The organism is Piscibacillus halophilus, from assembly GCF_900110685.1.
Taxonomy (GTDB): Bacteria; Bacillota; Bacilli; order Bacillales; family Alkalibacillaceae; genus Piscibacillus; species Piscibacillus halophilus.
The window spans coordinates 123469-148564 of record NZ_FOES01000002.1 but is presented as its reverse complement, the minus strand read 5'-3'; the positions used below and the strand labels follow the sequence as shown (position 1 = coordinate 148564).

Annotated in this window: 24 protein-coding genes; 14 read left to right on the top strand and 10 right to left on the bottom strand. The window is 36.5% G+C overall.

What is annotated here, in order from left to right; genetic code table 11:
* The first annotated feature begins 10 nt into the window (after positions 1 to 10).
* The 3 genes from BMY57_RS02035 (at position 11) to BMY57_RS02025 (ending at position 2905) form a co-directional block, all read left to right on the top strand.
* The gene (locus BMY57_RS02035; RefSeq protein ID WP_091772345.1) at positions 11 to 1288 is read left to right on the top strand and encodes a dihydrolipoamide acetyltransferase family protein; all 1278 of its coding nucleotides are present in this window, start codon (positions 11 to 13) and stop codon (positions 1286 to 1288) included.
* Between the two features lie 136 nt (positions 1289 to 1424).
* Positions 1425 to 1856 carry a BrxA/BrxB family bacilliredoxin gene (locus BMY57_RS02030; protein WP_091772344.1) on the top strand — a complete coding sequence of 144 codons (432 nt, stop codon included), beginning with the start codon at positions 1425 to 1427 and terminating at the stop codon, positions 1854 to 1856.
* A 95-nt stretch (positions 1857 to 1951) separates the two neighbouring features.
* Positions 1952 to 2905, top strand: a complete 954-nt coding sequence (locus tag BMY57_RS02025) for an aromatic acid exporter family protein (RefSeq protein ID WP_091772343.1) — start codon at positions 1952 to 1954, stop codon at positions 2903 to 2905.
* A 148-nt stretch (positions 2906 to 3053) separates the two neighbouring features.
* Here the strand turns inward: BMY57_RS02025 and nadA are convergent, their stop codons facing one another.
* From nadA to nadB, 3 genes are read right to left on the bottom strand one after another with little or no spacing between them, the layout of a single operon-like run.
* Positions 3054 to 4154 carry a quinolinate synthase NadA gene (gene nadA, locus BMY57_RS02020; protein ID WP_091772342.1) on the bottom strand — a complete coding sequence of 367 codons (1101 nt, stop codon included), beginning with the start codon at positions 4152 to 4154 and terminating at the stop codon, positions 3054 to 3056.
* A gap of 13 nt (positions 4155 to 4167) precedes the next feature.
* Positions 4168 to 5004: a carboxylating nicotinate-nucleotide diphosphorylase gene (gene nadC, locus BMY57_RS02015; RefSeq protein ID WP_091772341.1), complete on the bottom strand. Its 837-nt coding sequence runs from the start codon at positions 5002 to 5004 to the stop codon at positions 4168 to 4170.
* Positions 4973 to 6541, bottom strand: coding sequence for an L-aspartate oxidase (gene nadB / locus BMY57_RS02010; protein WP_091772340.1), 1569 nt, complete (start codon positions 6539 to 6541; stop codon positions 4973 to 4975). The genes nadC and nadB overlap by 32 nt, the downstream gene beginning before the upstream one ends.
* 99 nt (positions 6542 to 6640) lie before the next feature.
* Here nadB and BMY57_RS02005 point away from each other — a divergent pair, with 99 nt between their 5' ends.
* Positions 6641 to 7780 carry an IscS subfamily cysteine desulfurase gene (locus tag BMY57_RS02005; RefSeq protein WP_091772339.1) on the top strand — a complete coding sequence of 380 codons (1140 nt, stop codon included), beginning with the start codon at positions 6641 to 6643 and terminating at the stop codon, positions 7778 to 7780.
* Between the two features lie 3 nt (positions 7781 to 7783).
* Complete coding sequence (locus BMY57_RS02000) at positions 7784 to 8326, top strand: transcription repressor NadR (protein WP_091772338.1); 543 nt, start codon at positions 7784 to 7786, stop codon at positions 8324 to 8326.
* A gap of 33 nt (positions 8327 to 8359) precedes the next feature.
* Here BMY57_RS02000 and prli42 read toward each other — a convergent pair whose 3' ends face one another.
* The gene (gene prli42, locus BMY57_RS15995) at positions 8360 to 8509 is read right to left on the bottom strand and encodes a stressosome-associated protein Prli42 (protein ID WP_177176307.1); all 150 of its coding nucleotides are present in this window, start codon (positions 8507 to 8509) and stop codon (positions 8360 to 8362) included.
* 156 nt (positions 8510 to 8665) lie between these two features.
* Between prli42 and BMY57_RS01995 the strand changes: the two genes are divergently transcribed.
* From BMY57_RS01995 to BMY57_RS01970, 6 genes are all read left to right on the top strand, one after another.
* The gene (locus BMY57_RS01995) at positions 8666 to 10324 is read left to right on the top strand and encodes an acyl-CoA mutase large subunit family protein (protein ID WP_091772337.1); all 1659 of its coding nucleotides are present in this window, start codon (positions 8666 to 8668) and stop codon (positions 10322 to 10324) included.
* A 21-nt stretch (positions 10325 to 10345) separates the two neighbouring features.
* The gene (locus BMY57_RS16455; protein ID WP_091772336.1) at positions 10346 to 10750 is read left to right on the top strand and encodes a cobalamin B12-binding domain-containing protein; all 405 of its coding nucleotides are present in this window, start codon (positions 10346 to 10348) and stop codon (positions 10748 to 10750) included.
* Positions 10747 to 11157, top strand: coding sequence for a methylmalonyl-CoA epimerase (gene mce / locus BMY57_RS16450; protein ID WP_091772335.1), 411 nt, complete (start codon positions 10747 to 10749; stop codon positions 11155 to 11157). The genes BMY57_RS16455 and mce overlap by 4 nt, the downstream gene beginning before the upstream one ends.
* Positions 11157 to 12704, top strand: a complete 1548-nt coding sequence (locus BMY57_RS01980; protein ID WP_091772334.1) for an acyl-CoA carboxylase subunit beta — start codon at positions 11157 to 11159, stop codon at positions 12702 to 12704. The genes mce and BMY57_RS01980 overlap by 1 nt, the downstream gene beginning before the upstream one ends.
* A 20-nt stretch (positions 12705 to 12724) precedes the next feature.
* Positions 12725 to 13858, top strand: a complete 1134-nt coding sequence (locus BMY57_RS01975; protein ID WP_091772333.1) for a M20/M25/M40 family metallo-hydrolase — start codon at positions 12725 to 12727, stop codon at positions 13856 to 13858.
* 85 nt (positions 13859 to 13943) lie between these two features.
* A complete protein-coding gene (locus BMY57_RS01970; RefSeq protein WP_091772332.1) occupies positions 13944 to 15194 on the top strand; it encodes a DNA polymerase IV in 1251 nt (416 codons plus the stop codon).
* Between the two features lie 8 nt (positions 15195 to 15202).
* Here the strand turns inward: BMY57_RS01970 and BMY57_RS01965 are convergent, their stop codons facing one another.
* Genes BMY57_RS01965 through BMY57_RS01950 form a run of 4 tightly spaced genes read right to left on the bottom strand, consistent with a single transcriptional unit; the run spans position 15203 to position 19278 of the window.
* Positions 15203 to 16573: an aldehyde dehydrogenase gene (locus tag BMY57_RS01965; RefSeq protein WP_091772331.1), complete on the bottom strand. Its 1371-nt coding sequence runs from the start codon at positions 16571 to 16573 to the stop codon at positions 15203 to 15205.
* Positions 16574 to 16575: 2 nt separating this feature from the next.
* Positions 16576 to 17502, bottom strand: a complete 927-nt coding sequence (gene rnz, locus BMY57_RS01960) for a ribonuclease Z (protein ID WP_091772330.1) — start codon at positions 17500 to 17502, stop codon at positions 16576 to 16578.
* A 19-nt stretch (positions 17503 to 17521) separates the two neighbouring features.
* Positions 17522 to 18541, bottom strand: a complete 1020-nt coding sequence (namA, locus tag BMY57_RS01955) for an NADPH dehydrogenase NamA (RefSeq protein WP_091772329.1) — start codon at positions 18539 to 18541, stop codon at positions 17522 to 17524.
* Between the two features lie 20 nt (positions 18542 to 18561).
* Positions 18562 to 19278: a glycerophosphodiester phosphodiesterase gene (locus BMY57_RS01950; RefSeq protein WP_091772328.1), complete on the bottom strand. Its 717-nt coding sequence runs from the start codon at positions 19276 to 19278 to the stop codon at positions 18562 to 18564.
* A 166-nt stretch (positions 19279 to 19444) separates the two neighbouring features.
* Between BMY57_RS01950 and BMY57_RS01945 the strand changes: the two genes are divergently transcribed.
* The 3 genes from BMY57_RS01945 to BMY57_RS01935 all read left to right on the top strand — a co-directional run bounded on the left by BMY57_RS01945 (position 19445) and on the right by BMY57_RS01935 (position 23279).
* Positions 19445 to 21079: a M20/M25/M40 family metallo-hydrolase gene (locus BMY57_RS01945; protein WP_256205223.1), complete on the top strand. Its 1635-nt coding sequence runs from the start codon at positions 19445 to 19447 to the stop codon at positions 21077 to 21079.
* Between the two features lie 72 nt (positions 21080 to 21151).
* Positions 21152 to 22126, top strand: coding sequence for an MBL fold metallo-hydrolase (locus tag BMY57_RS01940; protein WP_091772326.1), 975 nt, complete (start codon positions 21152 to 21154; stop codon positions 22124 to 22126).
* A gap of 310 nt (positions 22127 to 22436) precedes the next feature.
* Positions 22437 to 23279, top strand: a complete 843-nt coding sequence (locus BMY57_RS01935; protein ID WP_091772325.1) for an alpha/beta fold hydrolase — start codon at positions 22437 to 22439, stop codon at positions 23277 to 23279.
* Between the two features lie 108 nt (positions 23280 to 23387).
* On the opposite strand, the gene BMY57_RS01930 is transcribed toward BMY57_RS01935, so the two are convergent.
* Together BMY57_RS01930 and BMY57_RS01925 are read right to left on the bottom strand one after the other, a co-directional pair.
* The gene (locus BMY57_RS01930) at positions 23388 to 23729 is read right to left on the bottom strand and encodes a YolD-like family protein (protein ID WP_091772324.1); all 342 of its coding nucleotides are present in this window, start codon (positions 23727 to 23729) and stop codon (positions 23388 to 23390) included.
* A 12-nt stretch (positions 23730 to 23741) separates the two neighbouring features.
* On the bottom strand, positions 23742 to 24974 hold the full coding sequence (locus tag BMY57_RS01925) for a DNA polymerase IV (protein WP_439895780.1): 1233 nt from the start codon (positions 24972 to 24974) through the stop codon (positions 23742 to 23744).
* Between the last annotated feature and the right edge of the window lie 122 nt (positions 24975 to 25096).

Here is a 25096-nt window from a genome sequence, read left to right as displayed (position 1 = left end):
AGGTTTTGAGATGAGTGTTGAAAAAATCACGATGCCACAGCTGGGAGAGAGTGTTACGGAAGGTACCATTAGTTCTTGGTTAGTTGGTGTCGGAGATCAAGTTAATAAATACGACCCGATTGCAGAAGTTATGACAGATAAAGTTAATGCCGAAGTTCCGTCCTCATATACAGGTACTATCAAGGAATTGGTTGCACAAGAGGGAGACACGATTGAAGTTGGTGAATTAATCTGTTATATCGAAGTTGAAGGTGGAGCTAATGATGTGGAGACTGAAGCACCAGAAGCGGAAACCGAAGACAAAGAAGAACAAGCAGATGAGCCGAAAGATCAATCTATGAAAAAACGTTATTCTCCTGCTGTATTAAGATTAGCTCAAGAGCATGATATTGATTTAAATCAAGTTGAAGGTTCAGGTCGTGGAGGAAGAATCACTCGTAAAGACCTAGAAAAAATAATTGATTCAGGTCAGATCCCGCAACCTAGTACACAAGAGCAAACAACGGGTGCAAAAGAAGAAGTTTCTAATCAGACTCAACAGCAGCCAACTCAACCAAGCAAACCGGCAGAAATGCCAACTACTCAAGCTGGTGATGTAGAAATTCCAGTGACGGGCGTTCGAAAAGCTATTGCTCAAAACATGGTTAAGTCTAAGACTGAAATTCCTCACGCTTGGATGATGGTAGAAGTCGATGTTACGAACCTGGTTAACCTACGTGATGAATTAAAAGATGACTTCAAACGTAAAGAAGGGTTCTCACTTACGTACTTTGCATTCTTTGTAAAAGCAGTCGCTCAAGCCCTTAAAGAGTTTCCAGAACTTAATAGTACTTGGGCTGGAGATAAGATTATTCAGAAGAAAGATATTAATTTATCCATTGCAGTTGCTAATGAAAATCAACTATTCGTTCCAGTGATCAAAAATGCTGATGAGAAAAGTATTAAAGGTATTGCTAAAGACATAGTTGATCTAGCGAACAAAGCTCGTCAAGGTAAATTAACCAATGATGATATGCAAGGTGGAACGTTCACAGTTAATAATACTGGATCGTTTGGCTCTGTCCAATCAATGGGAGTTATTAATCACCCTCAAGCAGCCATCTTACAGGTGGAATCAATTGTTAAGAAACCAGTTTATATGAATGGTATGTTTGCAGCACGTGATATGGTTAACCTATGTCTATCACTCGACCATAGAATTTTAGATGGCTTAGTTTGTGGTAACTTCCTAAAACGTGTTAAAGAAATTCTAGAAAATATGTCTAAAGACTATACGTCTGTATATTAATTAAAAAATAGATGGCAAATTCGATTGCCATCTATTTTTATTCCTCAGAAAATTGCAATATAATTGAAACACTTACCTAAAATTGATAGGATAATAATGAACTACTTAAAACAAATGAAAAAGGGGCCATTCAGAAATGGATTTTAACATTTATATGCAAGATTTTGTGAATCAAGCTCGTACTGAAATTAACGAAGCTGGATTTGAAAACCTCACGACACCTGAAGAGGTAGATGAGGCGTTTGCTCGCAAAGGAACAACACTAGTAATGGTTAACTCAACTTGTGGTTGTGCTGGTGGTGTCGCTCGTCCTGCTGCTGCTAATGCTATTCATCATGATCATCGTCCAGATCACCTTGTAACCGTTTTTGCTGGACAAGATCGTGAAGCAACAGAAAGAGCGAGAGAATACTTTGAAGGTTATCAGCCATCTTCACCTTCATTCGCTCTATTAAAAGACGGTAAAATTCAAAAAATGGTTGAGCGTCATGAAATTGAAAGCTCTACACCAATGGAAGTTGTACAAAAATTACAATCTTTATTTGATGAATATTGTGAAGAATACTAAGTGAAAGGTGGTGTTATACCACCTTTTTTCTTATAATTAAAACTAAATAATTAGGGTATAGTGTAGTAAAAAGAAGATTTAAGAGAGGAACAATCATGTTTAAGATTGGTTCAAGGACAATTAAAACAGCAATTGGAGCACCAATTTCAATTTTCATTGCTCAATTATTAAGTTTAGAAAACTTTATATCAGCTGGTATTCTAACTATATTATGTATTAAAGTAACCAGAAGGCGATCTATTTTAAGCGCATGGTATCGTTTTTATGCGTGTGTTATAGGTATCATTCTATCTGGATTAATATTTGAATTGATAGCATATACACCACTTGCTGTCGGGTTAGTATTAATCCTATTTATCCCTATTACCGTCATGTTGAAAATAACAGAAGGAGTTATTACTAGTTCCGTCATCATACTACATATATATGGTGCAGAAAATTTCACTGTAGGTTTAGTCATCAATGAGTTAATTTTATTAATCGTTGGATTAGGGGTCGCCTTAATATTAAACCTTTATATGCCAAGCTTAGAATCAGATTTAGAAGGTGTGCAAAAAGAAGTAGAGAAGAATTTTTCTGCTATATTAAAAGAAATAGCTCACTTCTTAAAAACAGGAGATCATTCGTGGACAGGGGTTGAGTTCACTAAAGTCTCTCAATTATTAGAGGAAGCGAATGATTTGGCTTCTCGTGATGTTGAAAACCATTTATTAAGAAGCCATCACCCTTATTATCACTATTTTCATATGAGGCAGAAACAATTTGAAATATTAGAGCGAATGCTCCCGTTAATCAGTCGTATTCATGCGACAGAGGATGAGTACTATTATATAGGTGAACTATTCGAAAGCTTATCTGATCATGTCCAACCTAAGAATACAGCTATTAAATATCTAGAGCAATTAAAGGAAATTAGAAATCAGTTTAATCAAGAACCTTTACCATCAGATCGAAAAGCGTTTGAAGAACGAGCGAATTTATATTTACTACTAAATGAAATCGAGCAATATCTAATCTTAAAACGTTCTTATAAAAAGAGCGATATTTAAAAGAGACGGATGTAAGAGGCTGAGATAAAAATATTAATTATATAAAAAAGGCGAACCTTAGACTGTATTAAACTTCCAAGGTTCGCCTTCTTTCTTATAGCTTCGTATTCTCTGGAGGACGTCAAGTATTCCTAACTTCTTTATATGTTTATAGGTTTAACATTCGATTTAGGGCGACTTTAGAATAATGGGTTATATCTTGATCGACTTTAATTTGATTGATAGGTTGACCTTGATCAATAGAATCTAAACACCATGCCAAATGAGGTAAGTCAATTCGGTTCATCGTTAGACAAGGGCACATATGAGGGTTTAATGAAATAATCTCTTTATCTGGATTTTCTTTCATCAGACGTTTAACTAAATTCATTTCTGTTCCAATTGCCCATTTCGATCCACTTGGCGCATTTTCGATTGTTTCAATAATATATTTAGTGGATCCATTGTAATCCGATAACTCAACGACTTCTCGTCGACATTCCGGATGAACGATGATAGACATGTCGTGATGTTGCTCTCTTACTTGCTTTATATTGTATTCAGTAAAGTTTTCGTGAACTGAACAATGGCCTTTCCATAAAATAACTTTAATGTCCTTCAAATCACCTTCATAAATTAATGTCTCTAAAATAGGGTCCCATACAGCCATTTGGTTTAAAGAGATGCCTAATTCGTAAGCCGTATTTCGACCTAAATGTTGATCAGGTAAAAATAGTAGACGTTCCTTTTGAGTAAAGGCCCATTGCATCACGCGCTTTGCATTGGATGATGTTACAGTCGTACCTCCATGTTTCCCAACAAAGGATTTAATAGCTGCTGTTGAATTAACATAAGTCATAGGTAAGATTGTGTCATCAAACATTTGCATAAGATGCTGCCATGCTGATTCAGTTTGCTGAAGATCGGCCATATCAGCCATTGAACAACCAGCTCGTAAATCGGGTAAATAAACAGCTTGATGGTCATCAGATAATATATCAGCTGTTTCTGCCATGAAATGGACGCCACAAAAAACAATATATTTCGCCGTTGTATTAGCTGATAATTGCGCTAGTTGTAATGAGTCACCTCTCGCATCCGCAAATGCCATGACTTCTTCCTTTTGGTAATGATGACCTGGAATAAATAATTCGTCACCTAATTTACGTTTTATATTTTCGATTAAACGATTGAGTTCTGACGTGCTCATATTTTTATATTGTTCCGGTAATTTGGAGATGGAACTTTCCATTTGAGTTAACAAGTTCATTATAAAAACTCCCTTATGAATTAATTTTGACCTCAGCACTAATGTCTAAAGATTCAATTTGGTGGGTGAGACATCCTAAAGATATAACATCCAATGTTAGGTTCGAATATTTTGGTAAGTCTTGAAGTGTGATTCCGCCAGATGCTTCCGTCAAAATAGAAGAAGGTATTAATTTAAGCATCTCAGCAATCTCATTTGGTCTCATATTGTCTAATAAAATACAATCTGCCTTCGCTTTAACAGCTTCATGGACCTGTTGTTCATTTTCAGCTTCAACAACAATTTTAACCATATGTCCGACTTGATCTTTTACCTTTTGAACAGCATTGGATATCGAGCCACAAAATGAAATATGGTTATCTTTGATCATGACAGCATGATCTAACCCAAATCGGTGGTTAAACCCGCCACCTTTTGTTACAGCATATTTCTCTAACATTCGTAAACCAGGTGTTGTCTTTCTTGTATCACTAATTTTGGTACGAGGGTTATTTAATAGCTGAACTGCATGTTGGGTTTTGGTGGTTATACCACTCATACGTTGTATCAAATTAAGAATAACTCTCTCGCCAGTTAATAACTCGTTGATGGGTCCTTTGACATAGGCTATTGTCTGACCTTTTTGTATTGAATCTCCATCTTTAACTTGTAGATTTATCTCTATATTTGAATTAATCGTGCTATATCCTACGCGAATGACATCTTCCCCACAAAAATATCCATTTGATTTTGCCAAAAATTCAATTTCACCTGATTGATCATTAAAAATAGCATCGGTCGTTAAATCTTGATATCCGACATCTTCTATTAAAAATTCTTCAATTTGTTTTTTTAGTCGTAATGTATTCATACTGTTTCCTTCTTTCTTCAAATTCCAAAATGGTATGGAAAGATAATAATGAGTCCTGTTCAAATGGGTAATCCGTTCGATGATGAGCTCCACGACTTTCCTTTCTATTTAAAGCAGATTTTGTAATAAGAAAGGCTAAATTATATAGAAAGATTCTTTGAATATCATCTTTAGAATGTTCACTTAAATCTGCATACAAGTATTTCTCAACTTGTAAAGAATCTAACCAATCAATCATTTTTAATAAATTGTTGTTATTTCGTACAATCCCAACACGATTCATCATCTGATCTCTTAAACCATTTATAGGTGGTAAATCTATTCGTTTAAAATCCTGAGATTTTGAATTTTTTTCAATTAAAAAATCAATATTGCTAGTAGATTGATTGATTCGTTGTGCCAATCTTTCTCCCATTACTAACCCTTCTAATAATGAATTACTAGCCAAACGATTGGCACCGTGAAATCCATTATTGGCTACTTCTCCAATCGCGTACAAACCTTCTATGTTAGTTTCTCCATAGATATTAGTGGTGACACCACCCATCATGAAATGCGCACCAGGCGCAACAGGAATTAAACCACTTCCTAGATTAATCCCTTGTTTTGTGCAGTGATCGGTAATGGAAGGGAATTTATCAGCAAAGTTTTCAATTTTTTGTATGTCTAAATAAACCCTGTCACCTTTCTTCATATGGTTATAGATTGTTTGAGCTACGATGTGGCGTGGGGCTAAATGTTCTAGTGGATGAACGGCCTTCATGATGTTTTGACCCATTTGGTTAACGAGAACAGCCCCTTCACCTCGTACTGCTTCAGAAATAAGTCCTTGAGTTTTGTTATTTTTATATAAAAGGGTGGGGTGGAATTGAATAAATTCCATGTCGGAAATAATTGCTCCAGCTAAATAAGCTAGAATAACTCCATCACCAGTTGCTTCTTTACAATTAGAAGTAAAAGGATATAGCTGTCCGCAGCCGCCAGTAGCTAAAACGATATGTGGACTATATATTGTGTGATTTTCTTCACAAATATCTTTATATTTAACCCCATAACATTTTTGATTTTGATGTAACAATTCATAGACAAAAGCATTCTCGATAATGTTTATTTGATCAGGTAGCTGGCTGATTAATGTATTAACAAGCATCCGCCCAGTTTGGTCACCACCTGCTTTAACAATTCTTCTATGAGAGTGGGCACCTTCTTGACCTAGAGATAATTGTTGATCAATTTGATCAAAAGAACAGCCTTGTTTCATTAACTGTTGAATGATGTTAGGGGCTTGACTCGTCATCTCATAGACAATGTCTTGATGATTAATATATCTTCCAGCTTTTATCGTATCGGATGCATGGTGGATTGGACTGTCATCGGTGTTGACTGCAGCTGAGATCCCACCTTGAGCGAGGTTTGAATTACTAGATTTTATATTGCTTTTTGTCAGAATCGTCACGTTTAAATTTTCATCTAGGTGAGTAGCTAGTTGTAATGCAGCAAGGCCACTTCCAATTATGAGTACGTCTGTATATGTCATGTTAACCTTCCTTGTTTTACACCTGTCTTGACATATATATTTACATATAATTTAATAAATGACAAGAGGGAGAAGTAAAATTTATTGGGGAATGATGTTATGAAGTATTTTGATTATGCAGCTACGACTCCAATGAGTGACGTGGCGTTAGAAACATATACTACCGTATCAAGGAGATATTTTGCCAATACGAATAGTCTTCATGACTTGGGTTCAAATGCCGGTCAATTACTAGAACAATGTAAATTTCATCTAGCAAAATTAATGAATTGTAAGTCGGATCAACTTTTTTTCACAAAAGGTGGTTCAGAGGCGAACATATTAGGGGTTCAAACTTTATTAAAAAATCATTTAGTAGGAAAGCATGTTATAGTGTCGATGGCTGAACATAATTCCATCATACAAACGTGCGAGTACTTAAAGCAATTAGGTTACGACATTAGTTATTTGGAATTTAATTCGACTGGTCAAGTCGATTTATTAGAATTAGAGTCATACATCAGGGAAGATACGGCATTAGTCATTGTTCAACATGTTAACGGGGAAATCGGTACGATCCAACCAATTGAAGAAATAGCTAACCTGTGCCGTCAACATCATATTTTTCTTCATATGGATAGTGTTCAAAGTTTTGGAAGGATGGATTTGTCACAAGTTACACCTTTAGTAGACAGTATAAGTGTATCGTCTCATAAAATTTACGGTCCTAAAGGAATGGGTTTGTTATATTTAAAAGACGCTCAAAATAATGGAGTGGAAGCACTGCTTTTAAGAGGTAACACGATGGATCTAGCTAGTATAGCTTCTTTCGTCACTGCAGCCTATGAAATGATAGAACAAATGGACTCAGAAATGAAAAGAATGAATGAATTAAGAAAAATATTCTTCCATCACTTGGTCGAAATAAGTGACTTATTAACGGTTTATGAAAATTTAAATGGTAATCAAATTCCATCCATTATTGGGATGGGGATTCATGGAATTGAAGGTCAGTGGGTGATGCTAGAGTGTAATCGAAATGGTTTTGCCATTTCAACAGGGAGTGCTTGTGATGTAAAATATAATAAGATAACCAATACTTTAAAAGCATTATCTATACCACCTGAAAAAGCAAGGGAATTTTTTAGAATATCTATCGGTAAAGATACATCTGAAGAAGATATGATCGAGCTCGCTCAATTTTTAGTGAAGATGACATTAGACTTTAAGACTGAATCAGGTATTGAAATAAGGAGGTAAGCTATGACTAAACAAAAAATGCCGGCAGATGAACGTCGAGAATACATTTTAAAATTATTAAAGGAACAAGAAGAGCCTCTATCTGGGAGGGAGATTGCCGAAAAAGTAGGAGTCAGTCGTCAAATTATCGTGGGAGATATGGCTTTGCTAAAAGCAAAAAATGAGCCAATATTAGCTACTAGCCAAGGATATATTTATATGTATGACTCCCAAGAGAGTAATGGATATGAGAGAACCATTGCTTGTTATCACAAGCCAGAAGATACGGGAAAAGAATTAAATATATTAGTTGATCATGGTGTGTTTGTGAAGGATGTTACAGTAGACCATCCAATTTATGGAGAGTTTACGGCTCAACTAAGGATCTCAAACCGTATAGAGGTAGAAAAATTTGTGAAGCAAGTTCAATCATCTAGTGCTGCCTTATTATCCGAATTAACAGAGGGCATTCATCTACATACGATCACGGCTGATCGAGAAGAGTTATTGGATGAAGCAGAAAAAGCACTAAATAAGGCGGGATTTTTAGTCAATAAAAAGGTATGAGCCAAAGAAGCTCATACCTTTTTTTACTCGGTCTTATATAAACATAGCAGCCGCGAATGTAAATGTAGATAGTAGCATCGCAATAATCATTAACCAAATAACTACTGTCGTCCATTTTTTACGCTGTCTTCTTCTTGAAGAAAAAGGAGCTTGCGGCTGTTTTCTTTTCTGATTGTTATACACGATGGATTCCTCCCCTATAAGATTACCCTATCGTTATTGTAAAAGAAAAAGTAGGATTGGACAAGATTAATCTTTCCTTTAAAATAGTAATAGGAGAGAAAATTCTTAATAATAATATATGTCTTAATTTTATTCATTTTGAAGGGAGATTAGGGTATGGGGAAACAATTTCATGAGGCCAAGAAAGAGTGGCAGGAAAAACTAACGAGAACCCAAGAGCGTTTTCCAGAACGTAAAGATTCATTTGTCAATAGTTCAGATCTTAATATTGACCCTTTATATGTACCACATCAAGAATCAATTGAGGAAGAATATATGGAGAAGTTAGGTTTTCCTGGACAGTACCCGTATACGCGTGGCATTCAGCCAGGAATGTATCGTAGCCGGTTTTGGACAATGCGTCAATATGCTGGTTTTGGCTCCGCTAAAGAAACGAACAAGCGATTCCGTTACTTATTAGATCAGGGGCAAACGGGGTTATCTGTAGCTTTTGATTTACCAACACAAATTGGATATGACTCTGATGACCCAATGGCAGAAGGAGAAGTCGGAAAAGTAGGAGTAGCTATTGACTCATTAGAAGATATGGAAACTTTACTAAATGGTATCCCGTTGGATCAAGTTAGTACATCAATGACGATTAATGCACCAGCATCGGTATTACTATGTATGTACATTGCGGTAGCTGAAAAACAAGGCGTGCCTAAAGAAAAAATTACTGGAACGATTCAAAATGATATTTTGAAAGAATATATAGCTCGTGGAACGTATATATATCCACCTAAACCATCAATGAGATTGATCACCAATATTTTTGAATACTGTGCTAAAGAGGTCCCGAAGTTTAATACGATCAGTATTTCAGGCTATCACATTCGTGAAGCAGGTTCGACAGCAGTTCAGGAAGTGGCTTTCACATTAGCCAATGGGATTGCATATGTTAACGCGGCAATTGAAAGCGGTTTAGGTGTTGATCAGTTCGCTCCTAGATTAGCTTTCTTCTTCAATGCCCATAATAATTTCTTTGAAGAAGCGGCAAAGTTTAGAGCTGCCCGTCGAATCTGGGCAAAGATTATGAAAGAGCAGTTTGGTGCGAAAAATGAAAAGAGCCTACGTCTTCGCTTCCATACACAAACAGGTGGCTCAACTTTAACCGCCCAACAGCCGGATAACAATATTGTGCGCGTTGCTTTGCAAGCGTTATCAGCTGTATTAGGTGGCACACAAAGCCTACATACTAACTCAAGAGACGAGGCTTTGGCGCTTCCAACTGAGGAATCAGCAAGGATTGCATTAAGAACTCAACAAATTATTGCCCATGAAAGCGGGGTTGCAGACACGGTTGATCCTCTTGCTGGTTCCTATTACGTAGAACAATTAACAGATCAGATTGAAAAGGAAGTGCTCACTTACTTAGATCGAATTGAGGAAATGGGTGGAGCAGTTCAAGCCGTTGAGGATGGTTATATGCAAAGAGAGATCCATCAAGCAGCCTATGAAGCTCAAAAAAGAATTGAATCGAAAGAAGATATCATAGTCGGTTTAAATGAATTCCAATTAGAAGAAGAAGTGCAAGCAGACTTATTGAAGGTAGATGAACAATTAGAGAAGGATCAAGTTCAACAAGTCCAAAATGTTCGAGAACAACGCCATGATTCAACCGTAAAAGAAAAATTAAAAGCTTTAGAAGAGGCCGCTAAAGATGAAAAGTCCAATCTAATGCCTTTCATTTTGGATGCGGTGAAAGCTTATGCGACGGTTGGAGAAATTTGTAACGTCTTACGTGAAGAATTTGGAGAGTACAGCGGGGTTTAAAAGTTAATAGGAGGGGAACTTATGGATCAAAAAATAAGAGTGTTAATAGCTAAGCCAGGACTGGATGGGCATGATAGGGGGGCGTTAGTCATTGCCCAAGCTTTAAGGGATAGTGGAATGGAAGTCATTTATACAGGATTAAGACAATCAGCACAACAAATCGCCCAAGCGGCAATTCAAGAAGATGTTGATGTAGTTGGATTGTCTTCACTTTCCGGAGGACATAAAGCTTTGTTTCCAAAGGTTGTGGAAGAATTAAAATTACGGGGCGCAGAGGATATTCCGGTTATTGGAGGCGGTGTCATACCAGACGATGACGTATCTTACTTAGAAGAGAAGGGCGTTCATAAGATTTTCACTTCTGGTACTCCAACTACAGAAATAGCAGAATATATTAAGAAGCTTGTTCGAGGTGAAGTTGTATGAAGAAAATCGCGCACATTGGGATAGCGGTTTCTAATTTAGATGAGGTGATTCCTTTTTATCGTGATCAACTAGGTTTAACATTTAATGGAACAGAGGTAGTAGCATCAGAAAACGTCAAGGTAGCTTTTTTCAAGATTGGAGAAAGTGCCATTGAATTATTAGAGCCTCTAAATGAACAATCACCGATTGCGAAATTTATCGCTAAAAAAGGTGAAGGAATTCACCATATCGCTTTAGATGTAGATGATATTCATCAACGTTTAAATCACTTAAAAGAACAAGGAGTTCCTTTAATTCATGAAGATCCAAAGGAAGGAGCTCACCAAAATCAAGTCGCTTTTCTACACCCTAAAGCAGCACAAGGCGTATTATTCGAACTCTGCGAACAGAAACAGGAGGATGATTAATGGATATCTACGATAAAATAAATGAATTATATGATAAACGTCGTAAAGTTGAACTAGGCGGTGGGGATGACAAAATCCAAAAACAACGAGATAAAGGGAAAATGACAGCAAGAGAACGTATTGATTATTTGTTAGATGATGGTTCTTTTGTAGAATTAAACCCCTTTATCGAACATCGTGTAACGGACTTTGGCATGAATGGTAAGGAAGTGCCAGGAGAAGGTGTGGTGACAGGATATGGTACAATTAAAGGGCGTCCTGTCTATCTTTTTGCTCAAGATTTTACAGTTTACGGTGGCGCATTAGGCGAAATGCACGGCAAGAAAATCGCAGCTGTTATGGACTTAGCAGCGAAAAATGGAACCCCATTTATTGGATTAAACGATTCAGGTGGTGCTAGAATACAAGAAGGGGTCGCGTCCTTAGATGGTTATGGACATGTGTTTTATCGTAATTCAATCTATTCTGGTGTCATTCCACAGATTTCTGTTATTATGGGTCCATGCGCAGGTGGGGCTGTTTATTCACCAGCGATTACGGATTTTGTCGTAATGGTTGAAAAATCATCTCAAATGTTTATTACGGGTCCTAAAGTTATTGAAACTGTAACAGGTGAACAAATCTCATCTGAAGATTTAGGTGGAGCAGACGTACATAATAGTAAGAGTGGTAATGCCCACCTTAAGGCAAAAACTGAAGAAGAAGCGTTAGATCAAGTGAAAAAATTAGTTCAGTATTTACCACAAAACCATGATGAAAAAACTCCGAAGGTTAATGTTGAACCTAAAGAAGACTTTAGAGATGATCTAACTGATTTAATTCCATTTGATTCAATTCGTCCATATGATGTAAGAACGATTATTCGAGAAATCGTCGATGACGATTCTTTCTTTGAAATTCACCCTGATTTTGCTAAAAATATTGTCGTTGGATTCGCTAGAATTAAAGGAGAGACGGTTGGTTTAGTCTGCAATCAGCCTAAGTTCTTAGCTGGTGGCCTAGATATTGATTCAAGTGATAAAGCTTCTAGGTTCATTCGATTCTGTGATTCCTTTAATATTCCTCTTATTACATTCGAGGATGTCACAGGCTTTTTCCCTGGTGTTAAGCAAGAACACGGTGGGATTATTCGTCACGGTGCAAAGATTTTATATGCCTATTCTGAAGCAACCGTTCCTAAAATAACAGTTATTACTCGTAAGGCTTATGGTGGAGCCTATGTTGCTTTGAACAGTAAATCCATTGGTGCTGATTTAGTTTTTGCATGGCCAAATGCAGAAATAGCTGTCATGGGTCCAGAAGGTGCAGCCAATATTATTTTTGCAAAAGATATTAAGGAGAGTAGCAACCCAGAAGAAACAAGACAAAATAAAATTAATGAATATCGAGAAAAATTTGCGAATCCATATGTGGCAGCAGGTTTAGGAATGGTTGATGATGTCATTGACCCACGTGAGACGAGGGTTAAACTTTCTCAAGCATTAGATATGTTGAAGAACAAGAAAGAACAGCGACCTAAGAAAAAACATGGTAACATTCCTTTATAAAACTTTGGAGGTGCAACAGCATGAATGAAATTCAAGTAAACCAAGATCGATTAATCGAAGAATTTATGGAACTAGTACAAGTTGATTCAGAAACAAAACATGAAGATAAAATTGCAGAAGTATTAAAACAAAAATTCACAGAGTTAGGCTTATCGGTACAAGAAGACAATGCTAAAGAGAAAACAGGGCACGGAGCGAATAACTTAGTTTTTACACTAGAGGGTCAAGATGAAGGAATCACTCCGATTTACTTTACTTCCCATATGGACACGGTCGTACCTGGAAATGGTATTAAACCTTCTATTGATGGTGATTATATCGTTTCAGATGGAACCACTATTTTAGGTGCAGATGATAAAGCAGGTATTGCAGCAATGTTGGAGGCAATTAAAACGATTAAAAAATCCGGTATTCAGCATGGTGATATCCAATTTGTTATTACAGTAGGAGAAGAATCTGGCTTAGTTGGTGCGAAAGCATTTGATTCTAACCTACTTAAGGCTAAATACGGTTATGCTGTAGATAGTAATGGACAAGTTGGGAATATTATAGTGGCTGCACCAACTCAAGCAAAATTAAAGATTACAGCAAAAGGAAAAACAGCACATGCTGGTGTCGCACCTGAAAAGGGGATTTCGGCAATCACATTAGCAGCTAAAGCGATCGCTAAAATGCCTTTAGGCCGAATTGACGAAGATACGACTGCTAATATCGGTCGTTTTGAAGGTGGAAAAGCTACGAACATCGTTAGTGATGAAGCATTTATCTTGGCAGAAGCCCGTTCATTAGATCCTGAAAAATTAGATGCTCAACTTGAAAAAATGAAAAAGGCTTGTCAAGAAGCGGAAACAGAATTAGGTGGATCTTTTGACGTAGATGTCCAAATAGTCTATCCAGGTTATCATCATCAAGACGGGGATCAGGTCGTTGAAGTGGCCAAAACTGCGGCCAAACGTATTGGACGCGAGAGCCAATTAGAAAAGAGTGGTGGAGGCAGTGATGCCAATATTTTTGCTGGTTTAGGTGTACCGACTGTCAACCTTTGTGTTGGTTACGAAAATATTCATACTACTAGTGAACGAATGCCAATTGGAGAACTAGTCAAAATGTCAGAATTTATCGCTTCGATTATTACGGAAGCAGCTAATAAATAAATGCGATCAGAGTGCTTGATGTTTTTAGGACATCAAGCACTTTTGTTATACTGTAATATGATGCTTGAATAAATGGGTGGTTTATATGAAACGTAAAGGAAGAATTATCTTCCATGTAGACATGAATAGTTTTTATGCTTCGGTTGAAATGGCCTATCGACCTGAATTAAAAGGGAAACCTGTTGCTATTGCAGGTAATCCTGAGGAACGCCGAGGGATTGTCGTTACAAGTAGTTATGAGGCAAGGGCTCGCGGTGTCAAAACGACAATGCCATTATGGCAAGCTTATGAGCATTGCCCTGAACTAATTGTTTTAAGGCCAAATTTCAATCGATATCGTGAAGCTTCAAAGCATATATTTTCAATTTTATCGGAAGCCACACCATTTGTTCAGCCCGTTTCTATTGATGAAGGTTACATGGATTTAACAGATTATGTTGGGGAAGAGAATCCGATTGAATTTGCACATAAGTTACAACAGCGTATTTTAAACGAATTAGATCTTCCATGTAGTATAGGCATTGCCCCTAATAAATTTTTGGCTAAAATGGCATCTGATATGAAAAAGCCATTAGGAATTACAGTCTTAAGAAAAAGAGAAATTAAACATACACTATGGCCACTTGATATTGGAGAAATGTATGGAGTTGGACAAAAAACCGCAGAAAAGCTTAAAAGAATTGAAATTCATACAATTGGAGATTTAGCTAATAAAGATGTCTTAACACTAAAAAATTTATTAGGTATTAATGGTGAACGTCTACACCAACGTGCAAATGGGATTGATAATCGTCCAGTTGATCCGGATGCGGTGAATGAATTTAAAAGTATTGGGAATTCAACAACTTTACCTTATGACATGACAGATTTGACAAACATCTATAAAACCTTTGATCAACTTTCTAAAAAAGTGGCAGAACGCTTAAAATATAAAAATGTCGTAACTGAAAATATTCAAATTATGATTCGTTATCATGACCGAAAAACCATTACTAGAAGTAAACAACTACAAGATTTTATTGAAACCAAAGAAGAAATATCAGGGTGGGCAAAGCGATTATTCCAACAACATTGGAATGAAGAACCTGTTCGTTTATTAGGTGTGACAGCGCAACATTTAACCCCTAAAAACGAATTATCAAAGCAATTAGATTTATTTAATTATGAACAAGAAGCTGAGAAAGAAAAGTTATACTTAGCTATGGATCAAATGAAGGAAAAGTATGGCGATGAGGTGTTTATTCAGCTGAGAGACCCTGAACCTAATATAAGTACGAGTTTTCAAAAAGATTTTCTAAGTGAATATAAAACAGAAGAAAAAGGAAGCGATTCATGATCGCTTCCTTATTTAAATAATTTCTTTAAAATTTTTCTTCCCATTTTTGAATTCGGATATCGGAACGCAAGATCAAAGGCAGTAGTTTGTTTTAATACACTTTTCTCATGAGTAAATGTATCAAAACTATACTTTCCATGATATTTTCCTATACCACTAGTTCCGATCCCCCCAAAAGGTAGTTGATTATTTCCTAAATGCATCATCGTATCATTAATACATCCACCGCCAAATGATAGGTTTCTGATTACCCATTCCTGGTTCTTCTCGTTTTCTGAGAAATAATAGAGAGCTAATGGATTCCTTGAATGCTCAATATGATCGTGGACTTCTTCAAGCTTATCAAATGTTAATACAGGTAATAGGGGACCGAAGATTTCTTCCTGCATAATTTTTGAACCCCAATTAACTTGATCAATAATGGTTGGATTAATTAACTGATTAGTTCGATCTGATTCCCCTCCGTAATGAATCTCACCCTCATCAAAATAATTCACCAATCGATCAAAATGATTTTTATTAATGATTTTAGTGTATTCTCCACTTTCCATAGGATTAGAGGTGTACATTTTCTCGATTTCTATTTTAATCTGATCTAATAATTTCTGTTTAATCGATTCTTGTACTAATAAATAATCAGGTGCGACACATGTTTGACCTGCGTTGACGAATTTTCCCCAAACGATTCGTCTTGCCGCATATTCAATCTTTGCATCTCGATCTACGATACAAGGGCTTTTTCCACCTAGCTCTAGGGTGAGAGGAATTAATTGTTGACTTGCTTTCTCCATGACAATTTTCCCTACAGGCACACTTCCTGTAAAGAAAATATAATCAAATGGTAGATCTAAAAGTTGTTGACTGACTTCACGGTCACCTTGAATAACTGTGATGTATTTCTCTTCAAACGTTTCCTTAATCATTTCTTCAAGTAAATCACTTGTGTAAGGTGTTAATTCTGAAGGTTTTATAATTGCTGTATTACCTGCTGCGATAGCCCCAATTAATGGGGATAAAGCTAAGTTTAAAGGATAGTTCCAAGGACTAATAATTAATGTAACACCATAGGGCTGCTTATAAATTAAGCTTTTGGCTCCCTTATGAGAGTTAGGTGTTTTTACCTTTTTAGGCTGCATCCATTCTCTTAAATGCTTAATGGTGTAATTAATTTCTTGTTGTAAAAATCCGAACTCAGTCGTTAACACCTCATAAGTCGATTTATTTAAATCTTTGTGTAATGACTCGTATATACGAGGTTCATAACGATTAAGCATTTCTTGAAGCTTTTGTAGCTGATGGATCCGATAAGTATACGTCATCGTTTTACCGGCATGAAACATTTCTTTCTGATTTTGAACTAAGTCATGAAAATTAGACAAGGTCACCCCTCCTTTTGAATCGTATATGAAGATAAATCTTCAGCATATATTGTGTTAGGGAAGGTTTGCTTAATTTGTTTAAGCTCTTTTTGTAAATCCTCATGCAAATACCTAGACGATATATGGTTGAGAATTAATTGTTTGACGTTTGCTTCTTTAGCTATTTGAGCAGCTTGAAGACTTGTTGAATGAAAATATTTGCGAGCTAGCTCTTGATCCTCATGGATGAAGGTGGCTTCATGAATAAGCAAGTCCGAATCGGCTACATGCTCAATAATGTCATCCGATGCATGTGTATCACCTAGTATAGAGACTTTTCGTCCTTTAATCGGTGGCCCCGTCACATCATCTCTATAAATGATAGTACCATCCGACAACCTAACTTTTTCATTATTTTTAATGTTTTGATAAATGGGTCCAGGTTTCACACCTAAACTTTTTAATTTATCAGGTAGAAGGGGACCTACAGAATCTTTCTCCTCAATAATATACCCACACGACGGGATCCCATGTTTTAATGGGATAGAAGAGACCGATAAATGATGATCTTCAAACAATTTTGGTTGAGAAATAGATTTAAATATTAAATCATATTTTAACCTAGTTTCACTTACTTTAAGGCTAATCTCAATAAATTCTTTTAATCGAGGAGGACCATATATTTCAACGGGATTTAACCCTTCTTGAAAAGAACGACTACTCAACAATCCTGGTAATCCAAATATGTGATCCCCATGCATATGAGTGATAAATATTTTTGAGATTTTTCTTGGTTTGATAGATGAATGTAATATTTGATGTTGAGTAGCTTCTCCACAATCAAATAACCAAACTTCATCCCGTTCCTGTAACATAGAGAGTGCTAAGGAAGATACATTCCTCATTTTAGATGGAACACCTGAACCGGTTCCTAAAAACGTTAATTCCAACTTGATTTATCCTCCTATCTCATGACCAACCGCGATTATACTGTTCAGGACCTTCAAGATTGACGCCTAATTCGTCCGCTACTTGCTTTGGCCAATAAGGGTTTCTTAAAAATGCTCGAGCTACAAAGATGAGGTCCGCACGATTGTTTTGAAGAATTTCCTCAGCTTGGATCCCTGTCGTAATCATTCCAACAGCTCCAGTTTTAATACCTGCTTCTTTTTTGATTGTTTCAGCATAGCCAACTTGGTAGCCTGGAAATGTTTTAATACGAGCAGGTACAACGCCACCAGAACTACAATCAATAAGGTCAATATTCTGTTTTTTCATTTGCTCTGCGAAGTAAATAAAATCATCCATCTGATTACCTTCATCTTGATACTCGGATGCTGAAATCCGAACAAATATTGGTCCGTCAAATTCTTCTTTTACCACCTCAATAACTTCTTTAAGTAGGCGATATCGATTATCACGAGATCCACCATACTCATCTTTACGTTTATTCGTTAATGGTGATAGGAATTGATTAATGAGATATCCATGCGCTGCATGAATTTCAACGAGATCAAAATTAGCTTCTTTTGCTCGTCTTGCAGCGTCTTTAAATGCATGAACCGTTTCATGTATTTGATTAGTCGTCATTTCGTTTGGTGTTTTAAATTGATCATTAAAAGGAATTGCACTTGGAGCAAAAATATCCTCTTTGACAGTTGCTTTTCTTCCTGCATGTGCGAGTTGAATTCCACTCTTTGAACCGTGAGCATGAATTCTTTCATTGACAGTTATTAATCCTTCGATATGTTCATCGGACCATATTCCTAGATCTTCTGCTGAGATTCGACCTTCAGGCTGCACGGCTGACGCTTCCAATATAACTAATCCAGCTTGCCCAGCAGCACGGCTCTCATAATGAGTTATATGAAATGGTGTAATCTTACCATCTTGTTCAAAACAAGAATACATACACATTGGCGACATCACAATTCTGTTTTTAAGTTCTACATTTTGTATTTTAATAGGTTCGAAAAGTTTCGTGTTCATTATAAGAATCCCTGCCTTTTCTATTGTGTTTTTACTTTCATAATATCTGGAATATCCGTAAATAATCCATCCGCCTCCATTGTGACACATTTTCGTCCTAAGCTCACGCGATTTACTGTATAAACACGGAATGGAATCTGTTGATCTAATAAACATTTAACCATTTTAGACGATAATAAACGAGACTTGATATGGATGGTATTAGCACCCAATTCTTTGAGATATTGATCGATTTTACGTACTTGAATTTTGGTTAACCAGGCTAGCTCTATGTCCGAGTTAAGGTCACGAACCCTTTGAATGGTATATGGATTAAAACTTGAAATGATGGTTCGGTGTATCATGTTATATTCCAATATTAAGTCCATGACACGCCTTTCAATTGTAGGGTACTCAATCACATTTGTTTTTAATTCAATATTAACTAATAGATCCTTGTCCTGAACCCATTGAAAGAATTCCTTTAAAGACATGATCGGTGTATGTAAATAGTGTTTAGAAAACCAATATCCCGCGTCAAATTCTTGTAATTCTTCTAAAGTATAATTTTGAACAAAGCCAGTTCCGTTAGTTGTTCTTCTAATGTTTTCGTCATGTATAATGACTGGCACTAAATCTTTGGTTAACTGCACATCAAGCTCTATACCATCTGCACCTAATTCATAAGCAAGCTCAAAGGCTGGTAATGTATTTTCTGGTGCGTAACGGCTAGCACCACGGTGAGCAAATATTTTCATAGTAAGTAGCCACCTCTTTTTCCATCAACTGAACAGTTGTTATTAAATATTTAATACGATAAACGAACTTTAATTCCTGTTATTTCTGTTATGATTGTGGTGTATAAATCATGAAAAGTCAAACTAGTTATAGCCCTATTTTTTGAAACTTTATTGAAATGGAGTGATGACTTTGAAATGGCAGACGAAAGAGGAGTTAGTGAACAGTTTATGCCAATTAGTTCAATTCAAGAGTATATCTGGTGAAGAAGGGGAAGTAGCCATTATTGAGCACGTTGAGAAGGTTCTTCAAGATTACCCTTACTTTAAAGAATATCCTCAGTACTTACAAACCGATCAATTAAGTGACGGCCGAAAGTTATTAACAGCTTTGGTTAGAGGAAAACGAGATACTAAAAAGACGATTATTTTGTTAAGTCATATTGATGTAGTAGGTGTTGAAGACTATGGTTCATTACAAGATTTAGCCTTTAACCCTAAAGAATTAACTGAACAATTAAGGAACGATTCTCAATCTTTACCAGAAGATGTCCTAAATGATCTAAACGATTCTCAAGAATGGCTGTTTGGTCGTGGGACAATGGACATGAAGGCTGGGACAACTCTTCATTTATCAATGGTTGAAAAAGCGATGGCTGGCGAATGGGATGGGAACATATTATTGTTGCTTGTTCCGGATGAAGAAGTTAATTCTGCTGGTATGCTAAAGGCTAGACACACGGTTAATCAAATAAAAGAAAAAGAGAACCTAGAATTTATTTTATGTGTTAACAGTGAGCCGATGTTTCGCCAATTTCCTCAAGATGAGCAGATGTATATTTACACAGGTTCTTTAGGAAAAGTATTACCTGGCTTCTTATGTTACGGAAAAGAGACACACGTTGGAGAACCATTCAATGGCCTCAATGCTAATTTAATGTTGAGTTACTTAAATATCAACTTAGAGCTAAGTGAAGAATTAATGGAAAAAGTAGGAGAGGAAGTGACCCCTCCTCCAATTAGTTTAATGAACAGAGACTTAAAAGAAAATTACTCAGTTCAAACGCCATTAACCGCAGTTTCTATGTATAATATTCTTTTAATGAACCGCTCCGTCAAAGAAATCTCTGAGAAGTTACATAAAATTATGGAGCAAACAAAATTACAAATAGAGTCACATATTAGTAGGCAAGCGAGCGTTTATGCTGATTTAAGTCACTCTAATATTTCTACCTCTTTTGATATTAAACTATTAGACTATGATACGTTATATCAGGAAGCGGTGAAACGCCATGGCGAAGTAGAGGTTGCAAGAAGGCGTGAGGCACTCGTCAATGAAAGAGAACAGGGGGATCGAGACTTTAGTACCCTTCTTGTACAAGATTTAGCTTATTTGTGTAAAGATTTGGCTCCAATGATGGTGTTGTTTTATAGTCCTCCATATTATCCGGCAGTGACGAGTCATTCACATCCATTAGTTAACTCAGTTGGTCAACATGTCACTCAATTAATGGAAAGGGAAGGTCAACATCAGGTTAAAACGATCCAATATTTTAATGGTATTTCAGATTTAAGTTTTATTGGAGAAGATAACAATTCAAAAGAAAACCTTGATGAATTGTATCGACAAATGCCTTTAAAGAACAATGGAGATTCCTTTTTGAAATACCTTGAGGAAGAGCTGGTTGTTCCGTCGATCAACATCGGTCCCATTGGAAAAGATGCACATCAGTGGACGGAACGCTTAAACGTTGACTTTTCTTTTGGTGAATTACCACATATTTTATCTGAAGCAATCAAATTTACATTTGAAAATCATTAATCGCCATGTTAAATAACTATTTTTGTAGTATAATAAAACTGAATAACTATTCAGTTTTATGGAGGCGTTTTAATGACTAATGAGATTCACCAAATAACACTTCCTACGCCCTATCCAGTAGGTGATGTTCATGCTTATATTGTTAAAAATGATACCGTGACACTAATAGATGCAGGGGTTCATACAAATGAAGCTTGGACCTCTTTCAAGGAGCAATTAAAAAATATAAATTTAGCCCCTGAAGATATTGGCCAAATTGTTTTAACTCATCATCACCCAGACCACATAGGATTAGTTGGTCGATTAGATCATGTGGATGCCATATATGGCCATCTCTTAGTTCATAAGTGGTTAACACGTGATGAGAAGTATATCAACCATTACTTAAACTTTTTTAATGACTTATATTTTAGATGGGGAGTCCCTGAACGTTTTCGAAATATGGAGAAAACGCTTCAAAACACACTCGCATTTACAACGACTAGCGAGCTAACGGATGTGTTGACAGAGGGAGATGAGGTACCAGGTTTAGACGGATTTGTGACACTAGGAACACCTGGTCATGCGGAAAGCCATCTATCCTTTTATCATAACGAGACAAACGAGTTCTTAGCAGGTGATTTCTTATTAAAACATATTTCGTCTAACCCATTATTAGAACCTCCAATGAATAAGGGAGAAGAACGTCCAAAGCCATTATTAAAATATCGGGAATCGATGAAAAAAGTATTAGGTTATACTTTTTCAAACATTTATCCAGGCCATGGCGACATTTTTTCTGATCATCGAGATTTAATTATAGAACGGTTAGCAAAGCAGGAGAAACGTTCGAAAAAAGTATTAGATTATATTCGTCATTCACCTGCAACACCATTTGAAATTTGTCAGTATCTATTTCCAAAGCATTATCAGTCACAGTTCGGATTAACCATGTCTGAAACGGTTGGCCAGTTAGATTACTTATGTTCTCTCGGGAAAATCACTGAATTAGACCAAGAGGGCCCCACTCGTTTTATTGCACGCCATAAAGTCACAAGTGATATGTAGGGTTGATAAAATTTTTGATTAGAGTAGTTAATGATTACTTATCTAGAACATAGACGTTAATCCATAAAGGGTTAACGTCTTTTTTGATGATCTAGATAATTTGTGTTTAGCATTGGGTGAGTGAGTGGAGAAGCTCTAGTATCTAGCACTAAATTCTTGCTCTAATTACAGGGAATTCCATGTAGGATATCGAATTTATTTTATAGGAAAGAATGGCTATGTTTAGATGTAAATACTCATCCATTTTATATAATGAAGGCCAACGGATAAGGTGATGAATAACGAAAAGTAGTATTGAGGGGGGAGAAATATGTGGGAGCAAATGTTTGTTAACACAGACAGAGGCGAATTTGAAATATTTGTTTCAGGTAATGGAGAACCATTGTGCGTCACTCATTTATATAGTGAGTTCAATGAACGGGGGAATTATTTCGCGGACATGTTTTTAGATGCATTTCGTGTTTATCTTGTAAATTTAAAAGAAGCGGGAAACTCAAGTAAAGTTGTTAAAAAAGAAGAACTAAGTATGCAGGAAACGGTGAGGGATTTAGAAGCCATACGAGAAGCCTTAGGTATAAAAGAATGGAGCTTTGCAGGTAATTCAACAGGTGGAATGTTAGGCTTGGTTTATGGGATCAATCACTCACATTCTTTGAAGCGTTTATTAGTTGGGGGAGCTACGGCTACATATGATTATATGAACCACGAAGACAGTATTTACTGCCGTTTAAATCCCAAGAATGAAAGGCTTAAAGAGATTTTTTCAATACTTAAATCAAATGAAACTACGCAAGAAAAAAGAAAGCAAGTAGCAAGAGAATGGACAGCGATGTCATTGTATGACCCAAGTCGATTTGATGAATATTTTTCAAAACCGAGTAGTGGTCGAGTGGTTCAAAAGCGATTGGATTATTATTCATTTGAAGAACTACCAGATTATGATATCAGAGATCAATTGTCTGAAATATCTACTTCGACATTTGTTTTTTGTGGAAAACATGATTCGCAATGTCCGCTTATATTTTCACAAGAAATTCAACAGCTTGTACCGAATTCAATCCTGTATGTTTTTGACAAGAGTAGCCATTTTCCATTCCTAGAAGAGAAAGAGGAGTTCACTAAAATGGTCGATCATTTTAAAACAAGGGTTTAGCTTGTTTGTCTCATAAGGGTTTTGAGAATAAGGTATTTAGAAAATTCCTTTTGTAGAAAAATTTGATGAAATTAGAGCATTTATTGAGGATGTTTTCTTAATTCCTTTTTATTGAATACTAACAAGATCGCTTAACGAAAACCACTCTATATCCCCTTGGGGTGTTAGTAATTTGAGTTGTTGAGTGTGCAAATCAACTTTTTGAATAGTTCCCACTACAGTGCGGGTTTCGTAAGGGTTATATAAATTGAAACGTATAGTGGATTGTTGACGGATGGCTTCTTGAATTTGATGCTCTAGCCACTCTACCTCCTGTTCATCTAACTCAGGCTTTGTTTTTTGGTTTAGTTGTTTTTGATGCTGTTGGATGAGTTCTTTATGTTCAGGAAGCATCATGCGACTTGATTCCCAAAGTAAGTTGTGTCCATGAGTTAATTTGTTCGGATTCATGATGAGTCCTCCTTATTTATAATGTCCACCAATTTTTTGAGCGCGATCAAACACTTGACCAGCTTTATTTAAAGAAGAAGCCCTGACAATCGCGGTATGACCAAATTTTTTGCGGATATCGTCCATTGCTTTGCTTAATTGATCTTTTTCGACTGATGGGTTAAAAAGGCTGAGTTGATAAACATCTGCCGATTGAAGTTGAGACAATGTCACGCCTACACTACGTACAGGTAGCCCATCCCAATGTTTACTTAATAATTGTAAGGCGGCATGAAACAAATCCATCCCATAATTAGTTGGGGAGGTTAGTTTAATTTGCCGGTGAAATCCTGTTGGGAGATCGAAGTTAGCACCACGTAAACCTAGTGATAATGTGTGACCACGGTAGTTTTTAGCTCTTGCTCGTTTAGCCACTTCTTCGCACAGTTCTAATAACACAATTTTGATATCCTCTAAGGTTTCATAGTCTCTTGGTAATGTCATGTGGTGTCCAACGGCTTTCTGCTTGTTATGGGTTTCTGTTTTAACAGGTGAATAATCAATTCCGTTGGCAATATTGGATAAAACCTCGCCATTAATTCCCCAGCGTTTCTTTAAATAATGAACAGGGTACACGGCCAAGTCTCCGATGGTTTGGATTCCCATTCGTGCAAAATGGCGCTCCATACGACTTCCAACTCCAAACATCTTTCCAACTGGAAGGTGCCACATCGTGTCTTTCATATTGTCGTGGGAAAGATAAAACATGCCATTTTCGTTCTTTTTAGCAAAGGCATCACATGCGATTTTAGCTAAAATTTTATTAGGCCCCATTCCTACGCGTGCATAGACGCCCAGTTCTTCTTGAATTTCCTCTTGTATTTTTCTAGCAACTGAGTATTTATCACCAAATAGTCGTTCGGTTCCAGTTAAGTCCATGAACTGTTCATCAACAGAAAAGACCTCGACTTGATCCGTAAATCTCTCTAAAATTTGAGTGATTTGGTAAGATAAATCGATATATAACTTCATGCGTGGACGGACAATGACTAATTCAGGACATTTTTCTTGAGCTTGCCAAAGCGCCTCAGCTGTTTTGACGCCGTACTGTTTCGCAATGGGACAGGCGGCTAAAATAATGCCGCTTCGTCGTTCAGGGTCACCAGCTACCACCACTGGTCGGTCCTGTAGCTTTGGATTAGCTGACTTCTCGATGGATGCATAAAATGATTGCATATCAACTAAAAAGATGACCTTCTCCATAATACCCCTCTTTTGGCATAGAACTTTTGTTCGTGTTTTTATTATATGCGAACATTTGTTCTTTTATCAATAGAAATTTATGCCAAAAGAAATAAGAAGGATGTCCTAAAAAATAAAAATTGCCC

Excerpts from the sequence above, each read along its gene's own strand:
- BMY57_RS01995 (WP_091772337.1), top strand. The coding sequence starts at position 8,666 with ATGGGGAAACAATTTCATGAGGCCAAGAAAGAGTGGCAGGAAAAACTA.
- namA (WP_091772329.1), bottom strand. The coding sequence starts at position 18,541 with ATGAACACGAAACTTTTCGAACCTATTAAAATACAAAATGTAGAACTT.
- nadC (WP_091772341.1), bottom strand. The coding sequence starts at position 5,004 with ATGAATACATTACGACTAAAAAAACAAATTGAAGAATTTTTAATAGAA.
- BMY57_RS01950 (WP_091772328.1), bottom strand. The coding sequence starts at position 19,278 with ATGAAAATATTTGCTCACCGTGGTGCTAGCCGTTACGCACCAGAAAAT.
- BMY57_RS01935 (WP_091772325.1), top strand. The coding sequence starts at position 22,437 with ATGTGGGAGCAAATGTTTGTTAACACAGACAGAGGCGAATTTGAAATA.
- BMY57_RS01980 (WP_091772334.1), top strand. The coding sequence starts at position 11,157 with ATGGATATCTACGATAAAATAAATGAATTATATGATAAACGTCGTAAA.
- BMY57_RS02035 (WP_091772345.1), top strand. The coding sequence starts at position 11 with ATGAGTGTTGAAAAAATCACGATGCCACAGCTGGGAGAGAGTGTTACG.
- mce (WP_091772335.1), top strand. The coding sequence starts at position 10,747 with ATGAAGAAAATCGCGCACATTGGGATAGCGGTTTCTAATTTAGATGAG.
- BMY57_RS01930 (WP_091772324.1), bottom strand. The coding sequence starts at position 23,729 with ATGAATCCGAACAAATTAACTCATGGACACAACTTACTTTGGGAATCA.
- BMY57_RS02030 (WP_091772344.1), top strand. The coding sequence starts at position 1,425 with ATGGATTTTAACATTTATATGCAAGATTTTGTGAATCAAGCTCGTACT.
- BMY57_RS16455 (WP_091772336.1), top strand. The coding sequence starts at position 10,346 with ATGGATCAAAAAATAAGAGTGTTAATAGCTAAGCCAGGACTGGATGGG.
- BMY57_RS02000 (WP_091772338.1), top strand. The coding sequence starts at position 7,784 with ATGACTAAACAAAAAATGCCGGCAGATGAACGTCGAGAATACATTTTA.
- nadB (WP_091772340.1), bottom strand. The coding sequence starts at position 6,541 with ATGACATATACAGACGTACTCATAATTGGAAGTGGCCTTGCTGCATTA.
- BMY57_RS02005 (WP_091772339.1), top strand. The coding sequence starts at position 6,641 with ATGAAGTATTTTGATTATGCAGCTACGACTCCAATGAGTGACGTGGCG.
- BMY57_RS01975 (WP_091772333.1), top strand. The coding sequence starts at position 12,725 with ATGAATGAAATTCAAGTAAACCAAGATCGATTAATCGAAGAATTTATG.
- BMY57_RS01970 (WP_091772332.1), top strand. The coding sequence starts at position 13,944 with ATGAAACGTAAAGGAAGAATTATCTTCCATGTAGACATGAATAGTTTT.
- BMY57_RS01940 (WP_091772326.1), top strand. The coding sequence starts at position 21,152 with ATGACTAATGAGATTCACCAAATAACACTTCCTACGCCCTATCCAGTA.
- nadA (WP_091772342.1), bottom strand. The coding sequence starts at position 4,154 with ATGAACTTGTTAACTCAAATGGAAAGTTCCATCTCCAAATTACCGGAA.
- BMY57_RS02025 (WP_091772343.1), top strand. The coding sequence starts at position 1,952 with ATGTTTAAGATTGGTTCAAGGACAATTAAAACAGCAATTGGAGCACCA.
- BMY57_RS01945 (WP_256205223.1), top strand. The coding sequence starts at position 19,445 with ATGACTTTGAAATGGCAGACGAAAGAGGAGTTAGTGAACAGTTTATGC.